Here is a 22,547-nt window from a genome sequence, read left to right as displayed (position 1 = left end):
CTAGTCCTGAAATAGGTTTACACCTGGTTCGTCCGGGCACAACCGCGACTTCTGTTGTGTCCAGCGCTGAAATTGCGGCGCGCCGGGGACACGAAAAACATTCGAGTCCTAAGCTATACCTCGATGAGCGACAGCTGTTTTACAGCGAGGCCTGCAAATCGCTTTTGAGGAACTCACTTCGATGCTCAGTAAGTGGCTGGACCCTGTTCTGTTGCTGCTCACCGCACTGACGCTGCTGGCCGGCGGCATTGCGTATGTTGCGCAAGCACCTGATTGGGCATCGAGGTGCTGGGCCGCCGGAAGTCTGGTGATGGCTGCGGTACTGCTCCTTGAAATCGTCAGGCGCCTGGCCCGGCGCGAGGCCGGTGTCGACCTGATCGCGCTGCTGTCGATCACTGCCGCCCTGGTCTTTGATCAGACACTGGTGGCAGCGGTGATTGCCTTAATGCTGGCGACCGGACGGACCCTGGAGTTTTTCACCAAGCAACGCGCCGACCGTGAGCTTCGTGCGCTCATCGACCGGGCGCCACGTTTTGCTTGGCTGCAGGAGGAGGGCGGCTTGCGCGAGATCCCCGTTGAGCAGGTCCAGCTGAATCAGACATTGCTGGTGCGGCTGGGGGAGGTGATACCGGTCGACGGTCGGTTGCTAAGTCCTGCGGCCATTCTGGACGAATCGGCGCTCAGCGGTGAGTCGTTGCCCGTCACCCGTCGAGAAGGAGAGCAACTGCCCAGCGGCGTTTCCAATGTCGGTGCGCCCATCCTGATAATCGCCACGCGAACGGCCGCGCAGAGTACCTATGCCGGCATAGTGCGGCTGGCCGAGGAGGCACGTCGTTCACGCGCACCTTTCGTGCGCCTGGCCGACCGCTATGCATTGTTCTTCATCCCGCTGACGTTGCTGATTGCCGGATTGGCCTGGCAATTGAGTGGTGATCCTTTGCGAGCGCTGGCGGTACTGGTGGTGGCCACACCTTGCCCTTTGATTCTGGCCGTACCGATTGCCATCATGTCGGGGATTTCCAGGGCAGCGCGGCGCGGGATACTGATCAAGGACGGCGTGACCCTGGAAGCGTTGGCCGGAGTCAAGCAGGTGTTCCTCGACAAGACCGGCACGCTGACCAGCGGCCATGCCCGTCTGCAGTCGATAGAGGTCAACGGACTGGTCGATCCGCAGCGCCTGCTTGGCCTGGCCGCTTCGCTGGCGCAGGCCTCGACGCACCCTGTCTCCCAGGCCATCGTTGAGGCGGCGCATCAGCGTCAATTGCCTCTGAGCGTCCCACAGGAAGTAGAAGAAAGCCCAGGCTCCGGACTTTGTGGGCAAGTCGATGGCGTGCAGGTGCGTTTCGGCTCGTTGTCTTTCGCTCACAAAGACGCCCCTGAAACTGACTGGGTCGCCGCCATGCTGCGCCACATGGATTACCTGGCGTGCAGTGGAAGCTTCATCGACGTGGATGGGCAACTCGCGGGCCTGCTGGTTTTCTCGGACAAGGTTCGGCGCGAAACGCCACAGACTCTGCATCGACTGCGTAATAGGGGCATCGAAAAGATAGTCATGCTCACCGGGGATCGCCTGGAAACCGCCGAGATGATTGCGCTATCTGCCGGGATTGACGAGCTGCGTGCCGGGTTGACCCCTGAGGATAAAGTGCGTGCTGTACAGGAAGGTTGCCTGCGCACCAGCACACTGATGGTCGGTGATGGCATCAACGATGCCCCGGCCCTGGCGGCGGCCACCGTCGGCGTAGCCATGGGGGCCAGCGGTGCCACTGCTTCTGCACAAGCTGCAGGTGTTGTGCTGCTGGTGGATCGGCTGGATCGTCTGGTAGAGGCGCTGGACATTGCCCGACGCACCCGCTACATCGCCCGCCAGGGTGTGCTGGTCGGCATGGGGATGTCGTTGCTGGCCATGGCGGTGGCGGCCCTCGGTTACCTGCCGCCGCTGATTGGCGCCGTGGTGCAGGAGGGTATCGACGTGGTGATTATCCTTAACGCCTTGCGGGCACTGAGGCCGTTGTGGGTGCTGAGGAAACGAAAGCTTGCCGCAGAACATATCGATCGCCTACAAGATGAACACCAGCAACTCTCCACCGTACTGAGCGATCTGCACCAACTGGCCAATGACTTCGCCCGGCGCCCACTTGCGCAAGCACAGACCGACCTGGTGCAACTGGTCGACAAGCTGCAAACATCACTGGCGCAGCATGAACACGAAGATGAAAACATACTGTACCCGCTGCTGACGCGAAGCATGCCGGGCGAGGACCCGATGTCGGCTATGAGCCACGCTCACCGGGAGATTTTTCGTCTTATCCATTTACTGGCGCGCATGAGTAGCGACTTCAGTTCCGACCCCGCAACGGCATCTGCTGATGAGATCCAGCATCAGTTGATTCGTCTGGATACCCTCGTGCGACTGCACTTTGATCAGGAGGAGGAACTGTTTCGTTATCTGGATTGGCGCTAGAAGATCAAGTCGCGCGCGTTATGACTACGACGGGATCAGTCACTACGCGCGCCCGGCCCGGGCCGTTGCACCGCATAACCGTCACTGGTTGAACAACATCACCCCTGTGGGAGCGAGCCTGCTCGCGAAGGCGGAGTGTCAGTCAATGCGTGTGTTTTCTGACACACCGCCTTCGCGAGCAGGCTCGCTCCCACAGGGGATATTCATTGTCGGTATGACCGAGTTCCGGCTGTCGACCCCGGCAAGCTCAGTTTTCCGGTGTCGACGAAGCGCACCGTTCCAAACAAGCCGCCCGCCAGTTTGCCGCGTAACACGTAGGGAAGATTATTCAGTGTCTGCGTCTGGCTCAGCCCCAACGTCTGGCGTAACACCGAGAACGCCGAAACGCTCACCGGCACGCTCAGCACGGTTTCGGAAAAGCGTGCAATCGAGCCCGACTGATCGCTGACGCCGGACGCCAGTGGCTGGCCATTGACTTCCAGATCCAGCGCCACGCCGTTGTAGTCGATCGGCGTTTCGTTGGGGTTCTGTACCCGGATCTTTACGGCAAAGCGCACTTCCATATCCTGGCTTTGCAGCGGCTCGATGCCGACCACGTTGATGTTCAACGGATCGCGATGAGGGAAGAGGGCGCAGGCGCTCAGGGAGAGCAACAGCAGAGAAAGGATGACGGCGTGGACGCTGCGCATGTAGACACTCTCATAAAGAAAAGGGCTGAGCCGCCACGGGCTCAGCCCTCGAGCTTTCTAGCGGTTCAACTGTGCGACTGCCGCAGGCCGTGGGGGTTCACCCTTGGCCGGGACATCGGGGTTTTCCATGACCTGCAAGATCGACGCTTCCGGATCGAAATCGTCCTCTTCCAGCTCGATGAATTCCTCGGGCAGGAAGACGTTCAGCACGATAGCGCACAACGCCCCGACGGTGATCGGTGATTCGAAGATGTTGTGCAGCGCCTTGGGCAGCTCGCGCAGCACTTCGGGCACCGCTGCGACCCCCAGGCCCATGCCGATGGAAATCGCCACGATCAGCATGTTGCGCCGATGCAGACCGGCCTCGGCGAGGATCTTGATGCCGGCCACCGCCACGGTGCCGAACATCACCAGTTCCGCGCCGCCGAGCACCGGTTTGGGCATCAATTGCAGCACCGCGCCAATCATCGGGAACAGCCCCAGCAACACCAGCAGGCCGGCGATGAAGAACGCCACGTAACGGCTGGCCACGCCGGTGAGCTGGATCACCCCGTTGTTTTGCGCGAAGGTCACCATCGGCATGCTGTTGAACACCGCCGCCATGGCCGAGTTCAGGCCGTCAGCCAGCAGGCCGGACTTGATCCGGCGGATGTAAATCGGACCCTTGACCGGTTGCCGGGAAATCATCGAGTTGGCGGTCAGGTCACCGGCGGCTTCCAGCGGCGACACCAGGAAAATCACCGCCACCGGCACAAACGCCACCCAGTCAAAATTGAAGCCGTACTTGAACGGCACCGGCACGCTCATCAGCGGCACGTCGGGCAGGCTGGCGAAATTGACGTCGCCCATCAGCCAGGCCACGACGTAACCGAGGGTCAGGCCAATGACAATCGCCCCCAGGCGCAGGAACGGCACATCGACCCGGTTCAGCACCACGATCGTGCCGAGCACCAACGCCGCCAACCCCAGATGACTGGCCGCGCCAAGGTCCGCCGCGCCAAAGCCGCCGGCGATGTCGGTCATCGCGACCTTGATCAGCGAAAGCCCCATCAGGGTAATGATGGTGCCGGTCACCACGGGTGTGATCAGCATCCGCAGCTTGCCGATGAACTGGCTCAACACCACTTCGATAAATGCCGCGAAAAAGCACACGCCGAAAATCGTCGAGAGAATTTCATCGGTGCCGCCACCCCGGGCCTTGACCATGAACCCGGCGCTGAGAATCACGCTGATGAACGAGAAACTGGTGCCTTGCAGGCACAACAGGCCGGAACCGATCGGGCCGAACCGACGCGCCTGAACAAAGGTGCCCAGGCCCGAGACAAACAGCGCCATGCTGATCAGGTACGGCACTTCGCTTTGCAGGCCCAGAGCGCCGCCCATGATCAGGGTGGGCGTGATGATGCCGACAAAACTCGCCAGCACATGCTGCAAGGCGGCGAAGACCGTGGCGGTGAGGTGTGGGCGGTCGTTGAGGCCGTAGATCAGGTCGGAACGGGGCTGGGGTTTTGCGTGTTCGGAAGAGGTCACGAGGAAAGCGCCAGGGGCCAGGTCAAAAAATGGAGGCGCAGGATGCCAGCAGCGGGCACCGAGGGCAAACGATACACACGGAGCTGTGGCGAGGGAGCTTGCTCCCGTTGGGCTGCGTAGCGGCCCCCGGCATTCCTTCAACCACACCTTGTGTGCAGATCTTGCGACGTCTGCGCCGCCGAACGGGAGCAAGCTCCCTCGCCACAGGTCCGTACGTGTTCATTCAAACGCGGCGAGCAGGTCTTCTTCAAAGGCTTTCTGCGCATCCCCCGGCACCTGGGCACGATGGCGCGCCAGATGAAACGCCACATCAAAACTCAGGTCATCCCGGCGCACGGCGCGCAGCAAACCTTTGTCTTCCCAGCTGCGGGCAAAATGTTCAGGCAAATAGCCGACATGCTTGCCGGACAGGATGAAGGCGAGGGTGCCTTCGACCTGCTCGGACCGTGCCGAACATAATTTGCCTTGAAACGGCTCGTCACTGCGCAGAAAACGATAGGGATGATCGACCCGGTCGCACGCCTGCAACGCCAGATCGTCCGGCGCGTCGTCGGTGAACAACGGATGACCCGGGGCGCAGTACAGGTGCTGGGTTTCGCTGAACAGTTCGCGGTAGTCAAATGCGCTTTGCACTTGGGAGAAATAGCCGATCGCCAGGTCCAGCCGTTGTTGCAGCAACAGGCGTTCCATTTCGCCGGGCATGGCGCTCATCAACTCGATGCGCACCGATTCGTCCCGTTCACGAAAGCGACGGATGGCATCGGCGACTTTTTGCAGCACCGATTGATCAAGCGCTTCGGACAAACCCAGGCGCACTTCGCCGATCAACCGACCCGCCACGCCGTTGGATTGATGGCGGAACGCTTCGATGGATTCAAACAGCCCGCGCGTCGCGCTCAGCAACTGTTCGCCCTTGGGCGTGACCCGGAATCCACCCTTGCCGCGACTGCACAAACGATAGCCGAGCCGGGTTTCGAGTCTGGCCATTTGCTGGCTGATGCTCGACTGGCTCAACCCCAGTTCACCTTGCGCTGCGCTGAACCCGCCGCATTCCACCACGCGAACAAACAGGCGCAGCAGTTGCAGGTCGAGGTCGTGGAGTTGACCGAGCATCAAACATTACTCCGCAATAAAGTCAGGTTAACAAACTTGGTATTTCGCCAATGTATCCGAGGGCGCACGCTGCAACCACTTCCTCTGGTCAGGTGTTCGTCATGGCTCCCGTATTCAAACTGGGTTTACCCGCGCTCTTTCTCGCCATGGCCGCGTCGGCCCAGGCAGAGGAAAAAACCCTCAACCTCTACAGTTGGGCCGATTACGTGCCGCCTGAAACCCTGCAGCATTTCGAAAAGGAAACCGGCATTCATGTGCGTTACGACACGTTCGATTCTTCGGAAGTGCTGGAAACCAAACTGCTCACCGGCGGCAGCGGTTATGACGTGGTGGTGCCGTCCTCCAGCGTGCTGGCCCGTGGTCTGGCGGCCGGTGCGCTGAAGGAGATTCCCCACGAAGGGCTCAAGGGCTACGCCAACCTCGACCCGGACCTGCTGGAAAAACTGGCGGCCGTCGACCCCGGCAATCGTTATGGCGTGCCGTATACCTGGGGCACGCTGGGGCTGGGGATGAACGTCGAGGCGGTGCAAAAACGCTTGCCCGGTGTGCCGCTCAACAGCCTCGATCTGCTGTTCAAACCGCAATACGCCGGCAAGCTGAAGGACTGCGGCATTGCGATTCTCGATTCGCCCCAGGAAGTGATTGGCCTGGCGTTGCACTATCTCGGTAAAGATCCCTACAGCACCGACAAGGCAGATCTGACCGCCGCCGAGGCGTTGTTGCATCAGTTGCAGCCCAATGTGCTGTACGTCGCCACCGGGCGGCAGATCAGCGATCTGGCCAATGGCAGCGTGTGCCTGGCCTTGACCTATAACGGCGACGCCAGCATGGCCGCCGACCAGGCGCGCAAGGCCAACAAACCGTTCGAGGTGGCCTACCGGATTCCGAAGGAAGGCACGCTGGTCTGGCAGGACAACCTGGCGATACCCAAGGACGCGCCGCACCCCGAAGCGGCTCGGGCATTCATTGAATTCATGTTGCGCCCCGAGTCCGTCGCGGCGCTGACCAACACGCTGTTCTTTGCCACGGCCAACCGTGCAGCGACGCCGCTGGTGGACGAAGCCGTGCGGACCGACCCGGACATCTACCCCCTGGCCGACACCCGCGAACGGCTGTACGCCGACCGCAGCATGAGCCTCAAGGACATGCGCTCGCGCACTCGTCTGTGGACCACTTTCCGTAGCCGCCAATAAATAATAAGGAGATCCCATGGACGTCCCGATGCAAAACGATCAGGCCCTGACCCGCGACAGCCTCTTTGGTACTGCCGCCGAAAGTACTTACGCCGGTATCACCAGTTTCATGCGTCGTCGCTACAGCCGTGATTTGCGCGGCGTCGACGTGGTGGTCAGCGGTGTGCCGTTCGACACCGCCACCAGCAACCGTCCCGGTGCGCGCTTCGGCCCGCGCGGCATTCGCGCCGCATCGACCGGGATTGCCTGGGAACGTCACTGGCCATGGACGTTTGACCCGTTCGATCATCTGGCGGTCATCGACTACGGTGATTGCGCCTTCGATTACGGCTCGCCGCACGCGGTGCCGGAAAGCATCGAGGCCCACGCCGAGCACATCCTGAACGGCGGTTGCGCAATGCTGACCTTCGGCGGTGACCACTTCGTCAGTTATCCGCTGCTCAAGGCCCATGCGCGCAAACATGGCCCCCTGTCGTTGATTCACTTTGACGCCCACAGCGATACCTGGCCGGACGAAGAGGGCAAGCGCGTCGATCACGGGACAATGTTCTGGCACGCGGCCAAGGAAGGTTTGGTGGATCCGTCGCGCTCGGTGCAGATCGGCTTGCGCACCACCAATGATGATCACCAGGGCTTCCAGGTACTGGATGCGCGGCAGGTGCATCGGCAAGGGTGTGAGGCGATTGTCGAGGCGATTCGTGCGCGGGTGGGGGATAACCCGGTGTACCTGACGTTCGATATCGATTGCCTCGACCCGGCGTTCGCACCGGGCACCGGAACGCCGGTGTGTGGAGGCTTGAGCACGGTGCAGGCGCTGGAGATTCTCGGCGGGTTGCGCGGGATCAATCTGGTGGGGATGGACGTGGTGGAAGTCGCGCCGGCCTACGACCATGCGGACATTACGTCACTGGCGGCGGCGACATTGGCGATGGAGATGCTGTGCCTGTATGCGGCCAGGCACAAAATAGACCGGTAAGACGCCTTCTTGTGGCGAACACAAAGTCTGTGAACGCCACAAATCCGTAGGAGCGAGGCTTGCCCGCGAAGCTTTTTCAGGCCACCGGAATGATTGGCAGGTCAAGGGTTTCAGCCCCTGTATACCGCGCCGCCGAACCGGCAATCGTTTCATGTGGCACGCCCTTCGGCACGTTGCTGACCCCATCAAGCCGCGACAATTGCTCCGGGCTCAATTGCACCGTCAACGCGCCCAATGTTGCATCCAGTTGCTCACGAGTGCGCGAACCCAGAATCGGAATCAGCGCCGTCGTCGAACGCTTGGCCTTTTCCCGCAGCCAGGCAATGGCCACATGGGTCGGCGTGGCTTCAAGCTCCGCTGCCACTGCGAGCAAGGTGTCGAGCAGGGCGGTTTCGTGGGCGCTTTTCTCGGTGTGGACCAGCATGCCGAGTTTGGCGGCGCGGTTGTTGTCATCATTGCTGCGGTACTTGCCCGTGAGAAACCCGCCACCCAGCGGCGACCAGATCGTAGCCGCCAGCCCGAGCGCTTCGGCCATCGGCAGCAACTCACGTTCGGCGGTGCGTTCGGCCAGGCTGTATTCGGCCTGAATCGCTGCAATCGGCGCGAAACCGCGTACTTCGGCCAGGACATCGGCGCGAGCAATGCGCCAGGCCGGGAAATTCGACAGCCCGGCGTAGTGAATCTTGCCGGCGCGCACCAGGTCGTCGAAGCCGCGCAGGATCTCTTCCATCGGCGTCACGCCGTCACTGATGTGCGCCCAGAACAGGTCGATGTGATCGGTGTTGAGCCGTTTCAGGCTTTCTTCCACGGCACGAACCATGTTCTTGCGGCTGTTGCCGGTGTGGGAAATGCCCGCGGATGGCGTGGTACCCATGGTGTATTTGGTGGCGATAACCAGACGATCGCGTTCCGGTGCGATGAACTCGCTGAGCATGGCTTCCGACTGGCCGGCCTGATAACCGTTGGCGGTGTCGATGAAGTTGCCGCCGGCTTCCAGGTAACCGTCGAAAATGCGCTTGGCTTCGTCACGCTCGGCGCCATGCCCCCAGCCGGTGCCGAAGTTACCGGCGCCCAGCGCCAGTTCCGAAACCCGCAAGCCGGTTTTGCGGCCGAAGACTGTGTAATGCATGAGGTAACTCCTGAGGAACGACGCCGGGGGGCAATTTAAATGTCCAGCAACATGTATTTAATATGATGCGAGTAATATGGCTCGTCAAGGCGCTTTTCCATGCAGGGAAAAACAGCTGACCACCAGGGCGGCGCTCCTGCCAACTTCTGACAGCGGCCTCTGCTAAGCTCCGACGACTTTTCAGGAAAGAGCCTGCCGATCGTGTCGCGTACCACTCGTTTACTCACGTTGTTGCAAGTGCTGCGGGGTAAAAGTCGTCCGGCCACGGCCGCGACGCTCGCCGGGGAATTGCAGATTTCCGAACGCACGTTGTACCGCGACATCGCCGAGTTGACCGCGCTGGGCGCACCCATCTTCGGCGAAGCAGGGGTCGGCTACGTGTTGCGCAGCGGGTTGTTCCTGCCGCCTCTGATGCTCAATGCCGACGAAACCGAAGCCATCGTGCTCGGATTGCGTTACGTCGATCAGCGTGGCGACGAGGTGTTGAGCAAAGCCGCGGCCGATGCCCTGGCGAAGATTGCCGCCGTGTTGGCGCCTGAAGCTCAGGATGCTTTGCGCAACCCGACGGTGTTGCCGGGCCCGCGCGGCTATGGGTATCCGCAAAACGCCGTGCCGTTGAACGTGTTTCGCCAGGCGATTCGCGATCAATCCAAGCTGAACATCGATTATGCAGACGCTCAACAGGTGCCCAGTCAGCGGCTGATCTGGCCATTGGCGCTGGGTTTTCTCAATGAGGTGCGGATCATTGTCGCCTGGTGCGAATTGCGCAGTGCCTACCGCACGTTTCGTACCGACCGGATCTCGGCCGCTCACGAGCAGGGCGAGCGCTATCCGGGGCGACGCAGCGACCTGTTGCGCACCTGGCACAAGCAGATGCAACTGGATGACGCCGGGCGTTTCACTCCTGACAAGAATTGACACAGACCTGTTCTAGCATGGCTCCAGAATCAAACAACAAGGAGCCGCACCCATGTCCAATCCAGCCTCTTCACTGGCACCCGCCATCGCCGCCTACATTGCTGCCGCCAATGCCCGCGACACCTCGCGGGTCGGCAGTTTTTTTGCTGAGGACGCCAACGTGTTCGATGAGGGCCAACACCGGATCGGCACGCAAGCCATCGCCCAATGGATGCAAGACACCGCGCAGCGTTATGAACCACGGGTCGAAGTGCTCGACGTTCAGCAACGTACCGGCAAAGTCCTGGTGCACAACCTGATTTCCGGAACCTTTCCCGGCAGTCCGCTGGAACTGCGCTACATGTTCCGCCTCAACGAGCAGGGCAAGATCGCCCGGCTGGACATCTCTCTGTAAACCCGAGCGCATGGCATACTGCCGCGCATGAATGTCGACTCTCCCCTAAGCGCCTGGCAACACGCCATTGAACAGAAGGGCTTCGTCCAGGACGAAGCCCAGGAACATGCCGTGTGGGCGCTGCAAAAATGCCACGAAGCCCTGCATGAAGGCCGCACGCCGATCACCGGCGTTTACCTCTGGGGGCCGGTCGGACGGGGCAAAACCTGGTTGATGGATCAGTTCTACCAAAATCTCAAGGTCCCGGCCCGACGCCAACACTTTCACCATTTCATGGGCTGGGTGCATCAGCGCTCGTTCCAGCTGACCGGCACCGCCGACCCGTTGAAGGCGTTGGCCCGTGAGTTGAGCCAGGAAGTGCGGGTGCTGTGTTTCGATGAACTGTTCGTCAACGACATCGGCGACGCGATCATTCTCGGGCGTTTGTTTCAGGTGATGTTCGAGCAGGGCGTGGTGGTGGTCTGCACCTCCAATCAACCGCCGGACCAGCTATACGCCGATGGCTTCAACCGCGACCGCTTCGTGCCCGCCATCGAAGCGATCAAAAAACACATGCAGGTGATCGCGGTGGATGGCGGCGAAGACCATCGCCTGCATCCCGGCGCGGGTCTGCAACGGTATTGGGTGGCGGCGCCCGGGCAGCCGAGCGCGCTCGGTGAGGTGTTCAACGGGTTGACCGCAGGCCAGCCCACGTCCAGCGATCCGATCATGGTTGGTTACCGCTCGGTCACTGTGGTGCAGGCCAGTTCGACAGTACTCTGGTGCCGCTACGCCGACCTGTGCGAACAACCGTTCGCCGCCATGGACTTCATGGCGCTGTGCGACACCTTCAGCGCTATTCTGTTGAGTGAAGTACCAAATCTGAGCGCACAGAAACGTGAAGGACGCATCGCCCGAGGCACGGAAGACGGTGCCGAACGGGTCGTGGCCGGTGATCGCGAGCTGCCGCAATTGTCGGTGCATGACGACGGTGTCCGGCGTTTCATTGCCCTGGTGGACGAGTGCTACGACCGCAAGGTGCCGCTGTACCTCGAAGCGCAGGTGCCGATGGCGGCGTTGTACACCGAGGGTTATCTGGAATTCCCGTTCCGCCGCACGTTAAGCCGTTTACAGGAAATGCAGTTGCAACGTTTCGCCGAAGCCTGATGGCCGGGAGCCGCGAATATGAATCAGCCTCTGTCTCATCATTTGCTGACCATGGCGTATCAGAATGCCTGGGCCAATTACCGACTCGCCAAGGCCTGGACTCAGCTGAGCCCGGCCGAACTGGCGGCACCGCGAGTGAGCTTCTTCCCCAGCCTGATCGCCACCCTCAACCACATCCTGACGTGCGACTGGTTTTACGTGGATGCGCTGGAGCGGGAACTGCGCGGGGACGATCCGCATCCTGATTGCTATGTGTTCTTTGCCAAAGACGAGCCGTTCGCTGCGGCTGCCGACTTGCAGCGTGAACAAGCGCATGTGGACCGTCGTCTGATTGCCTATTGCGAACAATTGCGCGACGCCGACCTGGGACGCATCGTGACCATCGCCCGGGACACGCCGCAACATGACAGCCGTCTGCGCCTGCTGTCGCATTTGTTCGAACACCAGCTGCATCATCGCGGCCAGGTCCACGCGATGCTCAGCGGCACCTCGGTCACGCCGCCGCAGCTGGACGAGTTTTTCTGTGCCGGGGAGTCGCACCTGAGGGCTGAGGATTTTGCCGAGTTGGGCTGGACCGAAACGCTGATCTGGGGCGTTTGAAACAGGTTCGGGTTGCCGCCGAATGCACCTCGCGATAATGTCCGTCGACCTCCCGGCGCGAGCGACGCGCTGGGCCAATTTGACGGGACGTTGACGATGGAAATGGAATCCGCAGACATTCTGGTGCTTCAGGCCAGCTACACCAATGGGCTGCATGCCGAGGCGATCGGTGTGGTGCTCAATGCCTACGCCGAAGACCCGATGGGCGGCGGGCACCCACTGCCCGAAGACATCCTGCGGCAACTGCCGGGGGAACTGGCCAAGCGTCCTCATGCATTCAGCGTGCTGGCGTTTGTCGGTGGCGAACCGGCCGGGCTGGTCAATTGCTTCGAAGGTTTCTCGACGTTTGCCTGCCGGCCGCTGGTCAACGTGCACGATGTGGCGGTGATGCCCAGGTTTCGCGGCCTGGGGTTGAGCCAGAAGATGCTGCAAAAAGTTGAAGACATCGCCCGCCAGCGCGGCTGCTGCAAGATCACCCTGGAAGTCCTCGAGGGTAATGCCGTCGCGCAGGCGTCTTATGGCAAGTTCGGATTTGCCCCCGGCATGTTCGACCCGGCCCATGGCCGAGTGCTGTTTTGGACCAAGGACCTTTAACGCCACATGAGCCGCCTCGATGACGCGCAAGGCAGGGCACCCGTGAAAACGGACAAGCCGTGGGCGATTTTCCTGATCTTTCTGCGCCTGGGGCTGACCTCGTTTGGCGGTCCTGTCGCCCATCTGGGCTATTTTCGTGACGAGTTCGTGGCGCGTCGGCGCTGGCTCGGCGAAGCCGCCTACGCCGAACTGATTGCCCTGTGCCAGTTTCTGCCGGGCCCGGCGAGCAGCCAGGTGGGCATGGCGCTGGGTTTGTCCCGCGCCGGCTATTGGGGGGCATTGGCGGCGTGGGCAGGGTTTACCTTGCCCTCGGCGCTGATCCTGACGCTGCTGGCATTGGGCATCACCCACGGTGGCTGGGCGTTGCCGGCCGGTTTGATTCACGGGCTGAAAATTGTCGCCGTCGCCGTGGTTGCCCAGGCCGTGTGGGGAATGGCCCGCACGTTATGCCGAGGTCCGGTGCAAGTGGCCATCACGCTGCTGGCGACTGCCGGGGTGTTGCTCTGGCCAACGATGGGCGGGCAACTGACGGTGATGGCCGTGGCGGCGCTGATCGGCCTGGTCTTGCTGCACAACGCCAATGCAGCGCCACGGGAGGGTTTGTCGATTCGGGTCAGTCGCGTGGCCGGCTGGCTGGCGATGGCTGTGTTCGTGACGTTGCTGTTGGGGTTGCCGTTGATTGCGCATTACTGGCCGGACTCGCTGACCAGCCTGTTCGACCGTTTCTACCGCACGGGGGCGCTGGTGTTTGGCGGCGGCCATGTGGTGTTGCCGCTGTTACAAAGCCAGGTCGTGAGCACGGGATTGCTCGACAATGACGTGTTTCTCGCCGGTTACGCCGCCGCGCAAGCGATGCCAGGACCATTGTTCACGTTTGCGGCGTTCCTTGGCGCGTCCATCAGCGGCTGGAGCGGCGCGCTGGTGTGCGTCCTGGCGATATTCCTGCCGTCGCTGCTGCTGGTGATCGGCGTCCTGCCGTTCTGGCAACGCTTGCGTGGCATTGGCCGAGTGCAAGCGGCGCTGGCCGGGGTGAACGCCGGGGTGGTCGGGTTGTTGCTGGCTGCGTTGTATCAGCCATTGTGGACCACCTCGATCCTCGGGCCGCTGGATGTTCTGATGGCGGTCCTGGCATTGATGGCGCTGCTGTTCTGGCGGTGCCCGCCGTGGTTACTGGTGCTGCTGGGCGGGTTTTGCGGGGTGCTGCTGGGCGCGTGAAAACTGTCGAGCGGGCATAAAAAAGGGCGTCCCTCAGAACGCCCGTTTGCCATCGTTTATGTCGGCCGATAGGTTTCGGTCACTTGCGCGGTCTGATCGTTCGGAACCCTCAGCTCGATCGTCCTGGTCTCGATGCCGTTGGCCTGCTGTTGTTTGAAGTGCAGGGTTTCGAAGTAATACCTCATGCGCTCGGCACCGCCTTCGGCAAAGGCTGCGGTCGAACCGAACATCATCAGACTGGCAAGGATCAACGCGGTACGTTTCATGGTGTGCCTCCTACTGCGGATAGGGTGCTCTTTCGTCCATGAACCAATGTTGCCAAGCCATTATCCGCCGATTCCGTCAGCTGGATATGATCTGCGTCAGAGCTTCCAGTCCAGGCTCAGGGTGACCGTGCGCGGGTCACCCCAGTAGACGCCGTTGTAGAAGCCGACGTTGTCGTAATACTTCTTGTCGAACAGGTTATCGACGTTCAGCGAAGCCGACAGGTGCTGATCAAATGCGTAGCGCGACATCAGTTTGACCACCGTGTAGGCCTCCTGACGGATGTGGGTGCTGGCGGTAATGATTTCGCCATCGGCGCCACGGCCGACCGGGCGTCTGGCGGCGCGGTAGACGTCGCTTTGCCAGTTCACGGCGCCGCCCACGGTCAGTGCCTGCCAGTCGCCGGGCAAGCGATAAGCCGTGGAGAAGCGGAACATGTTCAACGGCTGGTTGGTGTTGTTGCGCTGCTTCTCGCCATTGGCCGAGTGGGTGTAGGTGTAGCCGGCCGTCATGTTCCAGCCTGCCATCACTTCACCTGAGACCTCGGCTTCGAAACCCTGGACTTTGTTGCCTTTGCCGCCCGATTTAAAGAACTCCTCTCCGGTGACCGGGTCCGGTGGCACCGAGTCGTCGAGTTCGGCCACGTTATCCTGCTTGCTCCAGAACACCGCGGTGGCGAGGTTCAGTCGCTCTTCGAGCAGGCTGCCCTTGAGCCCCAGTTCATAGTTGCTGCCGACCACTGGCTCGAGGTAGTTGTGATTGCTGTCACGCTCGTCCTGCGGCTTGAAAATATCGGTGTAGCTGACATAAGCGGTGTATTCAGGCGTGATGTCGTAGAGCAGCCCGGCGTACGGTGTCCACATGTCGTTGTGCTTCTGGCTGGTGGATTCGACACCGGTCAATTGCAGATTGCCGTCGTATTGGTTGGCCTTTCTTGAAATTTCCCACGTGCCATAGCGACTGCCGAGTACCGCGTGCAGGTCGTCGGTCAGGGTCAGGCGCGTGGCCAGGTAACCGGCCTTTTGCCGGGTGCTTTCATCGGAGCCTTTCAGGCCGGTGACGGTGTCCGGGAATTTGGGAATGCCGCCCATGTACTTCCAGTCGGGGACTTTCTCGTAATCCGGCGACCGCGGGCCGTCTACCGTGTAAGGGTTGTCTTCGCTGCGTTCGGCTTCGCCATAGCCGATCATCATTTCGTGCTCACGCCCGAGCAGCGAATAAGGGCCGGACACGTTGAAGTCATAGGCTTTCATTTTTTGCGTGCCGACCATGTGGCTGACGTTGGCGATCATGCCGCTGCGATCTGCCTCGGGGAAGCCGCCACCGCCGTAGTAGATCTTGCCGTCGGTGTCACTCTCACGGTGGGTGTAAGCGGCCTTGAGGTGCCAGCCGGCGCCCAGTTGCTGGTCCAGCGTGGTAAACGCGGTCTTGTCTTTCAGTGGCCAGGAACTCCACGGCGTGGCCATGTTGGTGGAGCGTCCGAGGTTGGCTTTGCTGCCGTCAGCATTCCAGTAGGGCACGGTGCCCCAAGAGGTGCCTTGCACCTGTTTGTTTTGGTAGTCGTATCCCACGGCCAGCACGGTGTCATCGGTCAGGTCGGCTTCGAGAATCCCGTAGCCGACTTCCCGTTGCAACGCGTACTTGTCTCGGTAGGAACCGCTGTCGCGATAAGCCAGCACACCGCGACCGCGCAGGCGGCCGTCGAAGGCCAGCGGTCCGCCGACATCGACGTAACTGTAGTAATCGTCATAGCTGCCGCCGCTGACACCGGTCTGGGCCTCCCATTGTGCGGTCGGCCGTTTGCGCACCATGTTGATCGTCGCGGAAGGATCGCCGGCGCCCGTGGTCAGGCCGGTCGCGCCGCGAACCACTTCGATGCGGTCGTAAATAATGGTGTCGGAATCGGACTTCATGTAGCTGAAGGTGTTGAGCATTCCATCGATCTGGAAGTTGTTGATCGAGTAACCACGGGACGAATAGCTGACGCGGTCCGAATCGTTGTGCTGAACCACCACGCCGGTGGTCTGGCTCATGGCTTCGGAAAGCGTGCCGAGTTTGAAGTCGTCCATTTGCTGGCGCGTGACCACGGACACCGATTGCGGCGTTTCCTTGATCGACAGGTTGAGCCGCGTAGCGGTGCTCATGGCACCGGTGGTGTATGACTCGGTGTTTTCGGTGGTGCTGCCCAATCCCTGGGCTGTCACATTGGTTGCACCCAGTTCAAGGGTGCGGCTCGGCTCTTGATCCGGGGCAGTTTCAGCCAGCAGGTCGGGGCTCAGCGCAGCACTGCACAGGCCCAGGGTAAAGGTCATGGAACGGGTGATAGGCGCGAACATCGCAGCCGACTCCTTGTCTTCGAGGGAAAAATTCCGTTTGTTCAAAGACGAAGGGGGGAGAGGGGATTTAGGTCTAAACGAGAATTATTGTTATTTTAAGATGTTTCGGAGAGGTTATGGCGGGGGCTTGTGTAACCCTGTGGGAGCAAGCTCCCGCAGGGTTCTCGACAGAGTGAAAGATCGGCGCCGATCCCTCAGGGCATCATTTCTGCGCGACTGCCGGATCGGTCGACGTGCTTTTCGGTTTCATCAGGCTGAAGTCGATCAGCGGGCGCGACTGACGCTCATACGGATTGCCGATCATCAACGGACGCGGCGTGAAGCTGTCGCTGACCAGGCTCTTGCTGCGGTCCAGCTCATCAAAACTCAGACCCGCCAAGTCCGCCCAGGTGTGGATCAGTTGCGAGCTGCTGTAAGGCCGCGCCAGGTCACCGGCAAAACTCCAGTCGTGGGTTTCACGCCATTTCGGCGAAGCCCAGGCCATGAACGGAATGGTGTACATCGGCGCCGTCGGCTTGGCCTCGTTGCGTCCCAGCGTGCTGTGGCCCACGGAGTCGAAGACATCTTCGCCGTGGTCCGAGAGGTACATCAGGAAGCCGTTCGGATCTGACTTGGCGTAGTCCTTGATCAGGCTGGACACCACGAAGTCGTTGTACAGCACGGCGTTGTCATAGCTGTTGTACGTCGGCACCTGGTCGTCACGCACGCCGTCCGGCACGCCTTTGCGATCGGTGAACTTGTTGAAGGTCGGTGGGTACCGGTACTGATAGCTCATGTGCGTGCCGAGCAAATGCACCACGATCAGCTTGCGCGGTGCGGCGTCTGCCAGGGCCTTGTTGAATGGTGCGATGACGTCGCCATCGTACTGCGCGGCGTTCTGGTTGCGGTTGTTGTTCAGGTACACCTGCTCGTCGGCCTGTTCGGAGAACGTGGTGAGCATGGTGTTGCGCTTGGTCATGGTTTGCTGGTTGGTGATCCAGAAGGTCTTGTAACCGGCCTGTTTCATCATGCTGACCAGTGACGGCGTGGACAGGTAAAGGTCCGGGTTTTCTTCGTCGGCGAACGTCAGCACCTGCTGCAACGCCTCGATGGTGTACGGGCGCGGGGTGATGACGTTGTCGAAGACCGCCATCTGATCCTTGAGCTTGTCCAGTTCCGGCGTGGTTTCACGCGGGTAGCCATAGAGGCTCATGCGCTGACGGTTGGTGGACTCGCCGATCACCAGCACCAGGGTCGCTGGCTGGTTGGCCATCGTGTCCTTGAGGTTCTTGAGCGGTGGGATCTTGCTCGCGCTGTCGAGCATGTCTTGCATGCCGGCCAGGGTGTCGAGGTAACGGTGATACGCCACTGCCATCTGCCAAGGCACCGCCGGCTCGATACGGGTTTCGAATTTCTCGAAGCCACCAGCCAGGCTGCCGGTGCGCGCGGTTTGCTTGATCAGCGGGTAACCGACCACGGCCACCAGAATGGCGGTTGCAGCCACCAGCGCACGTCCACGGGGCATGTACACCGGGCGCAAGCGGGTCCACAGGAAATAAGCAAACAGCGTATGGGCGAGGAACGCCGCCACCATCCACCAGGCGAAATACTGGGTCATGTACTCGCCCGCTTCACTGATGTTCGATTCGAACATGATGAAGATGACGCTCTGGGAGAATTCCTGCTGATAGATGAAGAAGTAACCCAGGCTGGCCATCGAGCAGGCCCACAGCACCACGCCGATCACCGCGGCCATGACACGTGTCTGTCTAGGGAACAGCAGCATCGGTGCAAGCCAGATGGCGCTCATCACAAAGGCTTGGCGGAACCCGGTGAAGCCCGAAGTGCCCGTCAATTGAATGAGTAATTGGGTGATGCCGGAAAAATACCAGAAGAACAGGAACAACCAGAGAAATCCTGCCCAATCAAAACCTTTCGCAGTCGTATTGCTGCGTTTAAACACAGTCATTCAGCGCTCCAGCCAAAAAAATCAAATCGCGTCGACCCGTCGGGAGCCTTCCATGTTGCCGACGAACGGAAACCGCGCGGATACCGAGCGGCCATAGTGAGCCGGAGTATCAACACTTCGATGTGAAAACTTTGTGAGTTGCCGCAAACGGCAAGGCTGGGAAGCGGTGTCGGAAACAGCAGAAGGCTGTTTCCGAGTCAGGCGGGGGATCAGGCGTGTGGTGCGCGCGCGGTGACGGGCAAGGGCTGAGCCGAAGAGCTTTGTGTGAGTAAGCGCAGCTGCGCGAGCTCCTGCTTCAACAGGTCGCGCTCTTCTTTCAACTGGCGCAATTCATCACGACGGATCGTGACGTAAAGGGTTTGTGCTGGCCGTGCTGCTTGTACTGTGCCCATTGCTCACCTCGCAAATGGCGTGCATCAACTGTAAAACCGCCCCGACATCGGGTGCTGTATTACTATCGGCACCGATTTTGATTTCTTTTGCCCCTGAAGGGAACTTTTTTATTTTTCATGGTCGTTGTGTCTTGAGTTCGATTTCCGACGTTATCAGTCAGGATCGGGCACAATGCCCGGAAACTTCACGCCAACGCTCTGGACTAACCCTCATTGGTCGCGTTGGGCTATAACCTTTGACACACTTTATTTGTAGTAGGGAGCATCAGCACATGCAACTCGGGATTATTGGACTGGGCCGCATGGGCGGAAATATTGCGCGTCGCCTGATGCTCAACGGGCATACCACCGTTGTTTACGACCGCAATACCGCCTTCGTCGACACCCTGGCAGCAGAAGGCGCCAAGGGCGTCATCGACTTGCCGGCGCTGGTCGCAGGCCTGGCCAAGCCACGTGCGGTGTGGGTCATGCTGCCGGCCGGTGCGCCGACCGAAGACACCATCGACTCCCTGAGCACCTTGCTCGAAGCCGGCGACACCATCATCGACGGCGGCAACACCTTCTATAAGGACGACATCCGCCGGGCGAAAACCCTGTCGGAAAAAGGCCTGCACTACGTCGATGTCGGCACATCCGGCGGCGTCTGGGGCCTGGAGCGCGGTTACTGCATGATGATCGGCGGTGAAGCCGAGGTGGTGAAACGCCTTGATCCGCTGTTCGACAGCCTGGCCCCCGGCATGGGCGGCATCCCGCGTACCAAGGACCGCAAGTCGGAAGACGATCGCGCCGAGCGCGGTTACATCCACGCCGGCCCTGCAGGTTCTGGCCATTTCGTGAAGATGATCCACAACGGCATCGAGTACGGAATGATGCAGGCCTTTGCCGAAGGCTTCGACATCCTCAAGACCAAAGCCAGCGAAAACCTGCCGGAAGACCAACGTTTCGACCTGAACGTGGCCGACATCGCCGAAGTCTGGCGCCGTGGCAGCGTGGTGTCGTCGTGGTTGCTCGACCTGACCGCCGACGCACTGGCCAGCGATCCGAAACTCGACGGGTACTCCGGCTCCGTGGCTGACAGCGGTGAAGGCCGCTGGACCATCGAAGCCGCCATGGAGCAATCGGTGCCTGTTCCGGTGCTGTCGAACTCGTTGTTCTCGCGCTACCGTTCGCGCGGCCAAGGCACCTTTGGCGACAAGATCCTCTCGGCCCAGCGCTTCGGCTTCGGCGGCCACGTGGAGACTTCGAAAAAATGACCCGTCTGATCCGCAATAAGTCGAAAGCAGAACCCGCACCACCGACCACGCTGTTTCTGTTCGGTGCCCATGGTGACCTGGTCAAGCGCTTGCTGATGCCGGCGCTGTACAACCTGAGTCGCGACGGTCTGCTAGGCGATGGACTGCGGATCATCGGCGTTGACCACAACGCCATCAGTGACGAAGCCTTTGCGCAGAAGCTTGAAGATTTCATCCGCACCGAAGCGGCCACCAAAGTCGGCAAGGGCGATGAAGCCCTTGACCCGGCGCTGTGGGCCAAACTGGCCAAAGGCATCAGCTACGTCCAGGGCGATTTCCTGGACGACAGCACATATCAAGCGCTGGCGGCGAAAATCGCCGCCAGCGGCACGGGCAATGCGGTGTTCTACCTGGCGACCGCGCCACGTTTCTTCAGTGAAGTGGTGCGCCGCCTCGGCGCCGCCGGCTTGCTGCAAGAGACACCCGAAGCGTTCAGAAGGGTGGTGATCGAAAAACCGTTCGGCTCCGATCTGCACACCGCCGAAGCGTTGAATGCATGTCTGCTCAAGGTGATGTCGGAAAACCAGATTTACCGGATCGATCACTACCTGGGCAAGGAAACCGTGCAGAACATTTTGATCAGCCGGTTCTCCAACAGCCTGTTCGAAGCGTTCTGGAACAACCATTACATCGACCACGTGCAGATCACCGCCGCCGAAACCGTCGGCGTGGAAACCCGTGGCAGTTTTTATGAACACACGGGCGCCTTGCGGGACATGGTGCCCAATCACCTGTTCCAGTTGCTGGCGATGGTCGCGATGGAACCGCCGGCAGCCTTTGGCGCCGATGCGGTCCGTGGCGAGAAAGCCAAAGTGGTCGGCGCGATACGTCCGTGGTCCACGGAAGAGGCGCGGGCCAACTCGGTGCGTGGCCAATACACGGCCGGCGAACTCGATGGCAAATCCTTGGCGGGTTATCGTGAGGAAGCCAACGTAGCGTCCGACAGCAACACTGAAACCTACGTCGCGCTCAAGGTCATGATCGACAACTGGCGTTGGGTCGGCGTGCCGTTTTACCTGCGCACCGGCAAACGCATGAGCGTGCGTGACACCGAGATCGTCATCTGCTTCAAACCTGCGCCCTACGCGCAGTTCCGCGATACCGAGGTCGATGAGCTGCAACCGACCTACCTGCGGATTCAGATTCAACCCAACGAAGGCATGTGGTTCGACCTGTTGGCCAAGCGGCCCGGGCCGGCCTTGAAAATGGCCAACATCGAGTTGGGTTTTGCCTACAAGGATTTCTTTGAAATGCAGCCGTCCACCGGCTACGAAACGCTGATCTACGATTGCCTGACGGGTGATCAGACGCTGTTCCAGCGCGCCGACAACATCGAGAACGGCTGGCGCGCCGTGCAGCCATTCCTCGATGCCTGGCAGCAGGACGCGAGCGTGCAGCGCTATCCGGCGGGCGAGAACGGCCCGGAGGCGGCTGATGAACTGCTGGCCCGCGACGGTCGCGTCTGGCACAGCCTCGGATGAGTGACGTCACGCCACAATCCATCCGTTTTCTGCTGAGCGACATGGACGGCACTTTGCTGCTGCCCGATCACAGCCTCAGTCAGCGCACCATCGAGGCCGTCCGTTCGTTACGTGAGGCCGGCGTGCTGTTCAGCCTGGCCACCGGGCGTCCACCGAAAGCCATGCTGCAGCAGATCGAAGCGCTCGGTGTCGACCTGCCGACGGCGGCATTCAATGGCGGCACGATCGTCCATCCGGACGGCAGCGTGCTGGTCGCGCATTATTTGCCGGCCACGGCTGCGCTGACGGCGTTGGCGCTGTTTGCCGATCAGGCGGACGTGGAAATCTGGGTGTTCAGTGGCGGTGACTGGTTGCTGAAAGACCCGAACGGGCCGATGGTCCCACGCGAGCAGCACGGCCTCGGCTATCCGCCGGTGGTGGTCGAGAGTTTCGAGCCGTATCTGACGCGCATCGACAAGATTGTTGCCACCAGCCAAAACACGCAGTTGTTGATTGAGCTGGAAGCGCAGCTGCTGCCGAAAGTGGAAGGCCAGGCACAAGTCTCGCGGTCGCAACCGGTGTACCTGGACGTGACAGCGATGCTCGCCAACAAGGGGGCCGCACTGGCGACACTGGCGGAGTTTCTCGGTGTGCCGCTGGAGCAGACTGCCGCGATGGGCGATGGCGGCAATGACCCGGCGATGTTTCATCGTGCCGGGTTGTCAATTGCCATGGGGCAGGCGGAAGAAGCGGTGAAGCGCCAGGCCGACGTGGTGACAGGTGCCAATACCGAAGACGGCGCGGCCCAGGCGATCGAGCAATACATCCTCAACGTGGATTAAACCGCGTTATCGTTCTTCGCGGGCAAGCCTCGCTCCTACACTGACCTGTGGG

At 60.8% G+C, this 22,547-nt stretch carries 20 protein-coding genes; 12 read left to right on the top strand and 8 right to left on the bottom strand.

Features of this window, described 5'->3' with window-relative positions:
* Nucleotides 1–181: 181 nt before the first annotated feature.
* Nucleotides 182–2,464 carry a heavy metal translocating P-type ATPase gene (locus tag JIO00_RS15445; RefSeq protein ID WP_200666184.1) on the top strand — a complete coding sequence of 761 codons (2,283 nt, stop codon included), beginning with the start codon at nt 182–184 and terminating at the stop codon, nt 2,462–2,464.
* A 203-nt stretch (nt 2,465–2,667) separates the two neighbouring features.
* On the opposite strand, the gene JIO00_RS15440 is transcribed toward JIO00_RS15445, so the two are convergent.
* The 3 genes from JIO00_RS15440 to JIO00_RS15430 all read right to left on the bottom strand — a co-directional run bounded on the left by JIO00_RS15440 (nt 2,668) and on the right by JIO00_RS15430 (nt 5,796).
* A complete protein-coding gene (locus tag JIO00_RS15440; protein ID WP_010460595.1) occupies nt 2,668–3,153 on the bottom strand; it encodes an LEA type 2 family protein in 486 nt (161 codons plus the stop codon).
* 57 nt (nt 3,154–3,210) lie between these two features.
* Nucleotides 3,211–4,683, bottom strand: coding sequence for a nucleobase:cation symporter-2 family protein (locus JIO00_RS15435; protein ID WP_200666182.1), 1,473 nt, complete (start codon nt 4,681–4,683; stop codon nt 3,211–3,213).
* Between the two features lie 219 nt (nt 4,684–4,902).
* A complete protein-coding gene (locus JIO00_RS15430; protein WP_010460591.1) occupies nt 4,903–5,796 on the bottom strand; it encodes a LysR family transcriptional regulator in 894 nt (297 codons plus the stop codon).
* Between the two features lie 101 nt (nt 5,797–5,897).
* Between JIO00_RS15430 and JIO00_RS15425 the strand changes: the two genes are divergently transcribed.
* Entirely contained in the window at nt 5,898–6,989 is a 1,092-nt protein-coding gene (locus tag JIO00_RS15425) for a polyamine ABC transporter substrate-binding protein (RefSeq protein WP_083376674.1), read from the top strand.
* 16 nt (nt 6,990–7,005) lie between these two features.
* Nucleotides 7,006–7,965: an agmatinase gene (gene speB / locus JIO00_RS15420; protein WP_200666180.1), complete on the top strand. Its 960-nt coding sequence runs from the start codon at nt 7,006–7,008 to the stop codon at nt 7,963–7,965.
* Between the two features lie 76 nt (nt 7,966–8,041).
* On the opposite strand, the gene JIO00_RS15415 is transcribed toward speB, so the two are convergent.
* Nucleotides 8,042–9,094 (bottom strand): aldo/keto reductase, encoded by a 1,053-nt coding sequence (locus tag JIO00_RS15415; protein WP_200666178.1) that lies wholly within the window; start codon nt 9,092–9,094, stop codon nt 8,042–8,044.
* Nucleotides 9,095–9,295: 201 nt separating this feature from the next.
* Between JIO00_RS15415 and JIO00_RS15410 the strand changes: the two genes are divergently transcribed.
* The 6 genes from JIO00_RS15410 to chrA all read left to right on the top strand — a co-directional run bounded on the left by JIO00_RS15410 (nt 9,296) and on the right by chrA (nt 13,961).
* A complete protein-coding gene (locus JIO00_RS15410) occupies nt 9,296–10,012 on the top strand; it encodes a helix-turn-helix transcriptional regulator (protein WP_010460583.1) in 717 nt (238 codons plus the stop codon).
* Nucleotides 10,013–10,064: 52 nt separating this feature from the next.
* Nucleotides 10,065–10,406: a nuclear transport factor 2 family protein gene (locus tag JIO00_RS15405; RefSeq protein WP_077747789.1), complete on the top strand. Its 342-nt coding sequence runs from the start codon at nt 10,065–10,067 to the stop codon at nt 10,404–10,406.
* 27 nt (nt 10,407–10,433) lie between these two features.
* Nucleotides 10,434–11,552 (top strand): cell division protein ZapE, encoded by a 1,119-nt coding sequence (gene zapE, locus JIO00_RS15400; RefSeq protein WP_200666176.1) that lies wholly within the window; start codon nt 10,434–10,436, stop codon nt 11,550–11,552.
* A gap of 18 nt (nt 11,553–11,570) precedes the next feature.
* On the top strand, nt 11,571–12,152 hold the full coding sequence (locus JIO00_RS15395; protein WP_077747790.1) for a DinB family protein: 582 nt from the start codon (nt 11,571–11,573) through the stop codon (nt 12,150–12,152).
* Nucleotides 12,153–12,254: 102 nt separating this feature from the next.
* Entirely contained in the window at nt 12,255–12,746 is a 492-nt protein-coding gene (locus JIO00_RS15390; protein WP_200668641.1) for a GNAT family N-acetyltransferase, read from the top strand.
* A 6-nt stretch (nt 12,747–12,752) separates the two neighbouring features.
* A complete protein-coding gene (chrA, locus tag JIO00_RS15385; RefSeq protein WP_200666174.1) occupies nt 12,753–13,961 on the top strand; it encodes a chromate efflux transporter in 1,209 nt (402 codons plus the stop codon).
* 56 nt (nt 13,962–14,017) lie between these two features.
* Here chrA and JIO00_RS15380 read toward each other — a convergent pair whose 3' ends face one another.
* From JIO00_RS15380 to JIO00_RS15365, 4 genes are all read right to left on the bottom strand, one after another.
* Nucleotides 14,018–14,227 carry a hypothetical protein gene (locus JIO00_RS15380; protein ID WP_010460570.1) on the bottom strand — a complete coding sequence of 70 codons (210 nt, stop codon included), beginning with the start codon at nt 14,225–14,227 and terminating at the stop codon, nt 14,018–14,020.
* A gap of 96 nt (nt 14,228–14,323) precedes the next feature.
* Entirely contained in the window at nt 14,324–16,561 is a 2,238-nt protein-coding gene (locus tag JIO00_RS15375; protein ID WP_200666172.1) for a TonB-dependent siderophore receptor, read from the bottom strand.
* A gap of 202 nt (nt 16,562–16,763) precedes the next feature.
* The gene (locus JIO00_RS15370) at nt 16,764–18,509 is read right to left on the bottom strand and encodes a phosphoethanolamine transferase CptA (protein WP_200666170.1); all 1,746 of its coding nucleotides are present in this window, start codon (nt 18,507–18,509) and stop codon (nt 16,764–16,766) included.
* Nucleotides 18,510–18,718: 209 nt separating this feature from the next.
* Nucleotides 18,719–18,901 (bottom strand): DUF6026 family protein, encoded by a 183-nt coding sequence (locus JIO00_RS15365; RefSeq protein WP_077747795.1) that lies wholly within the window; start codon nt 18,899–18,901, stop codon nt 18,719–18,721.
* A 272-nt stretch (nt 18,902–19,173) separates the two neighbouring features.
* Between JIO00_RS15365 and gnd the strand changes: the two genes are divergently transcribed.
* Genes gnd through JIO00_RS15350 form a run of 3 tightly spaced genes read left to right on the top strand, consistent with a single transcriptional unit; the run spans nt 19,174 to nt 22,495 of the window.
* Nucleotides 19,174–20,154, top strand: coding sequence for a phosphogluconate dehydrogenase (NAD(+)-dependent, decarboxylating) (gnd, locus tag JIO00_RS15360; protein WP_200666168.1), 981 nt, complete (start codon nt 19,174–19,176; stop codon nt 20,152–20,154).
* Entirely contained in the window at nt 20,151–21,674 is a 1,524-nt protein-coding gene (gene zwf, locus JIO00_RS15355) for a glucose-6-phosphate dehydrogenase (RefSeq protein WP_102595631.1), read from the top strand. The genes gnd and zwf overlap by 4 nt, the downstream gene beginning before the upstream one ends.
* Nucleotides 21,671–22,495 (top strand): Cof-type HAD-IIB family hydrolase, encoded by an 825-nt coding sequence (locus tag JIO00_RS15350; protein WP_010460562.1) that lies wholly within the window; start codon nt 21,671–21,673, stop codon nt 22,493–22,495. The genes zwf and JIO00_RS15350 overlap by 4 nt, the downstream gene beginning before the upstream one ends.
* The last annotated feature ends 52 nt before the right edge of the window (nt 22,496–22,547 follow it).

Origin of the sequence: Pseudomonas sp. SW-3, from assembly GCF_016615645.1 — a bacterium.
Taxonomy (GTDB): Bacteria; Pseudomonadota; Gammaproteobacteria; order Pseudomonadales; family Pseudomonadaceae; genus Aquipseudomonas; species Aquipseudomonas mandelii.
The sequence above is the reverse complement of the archived record's forward strand: the minus strand, read 5'-3'. Positions and strand labels throughout refer to the sequence as shown.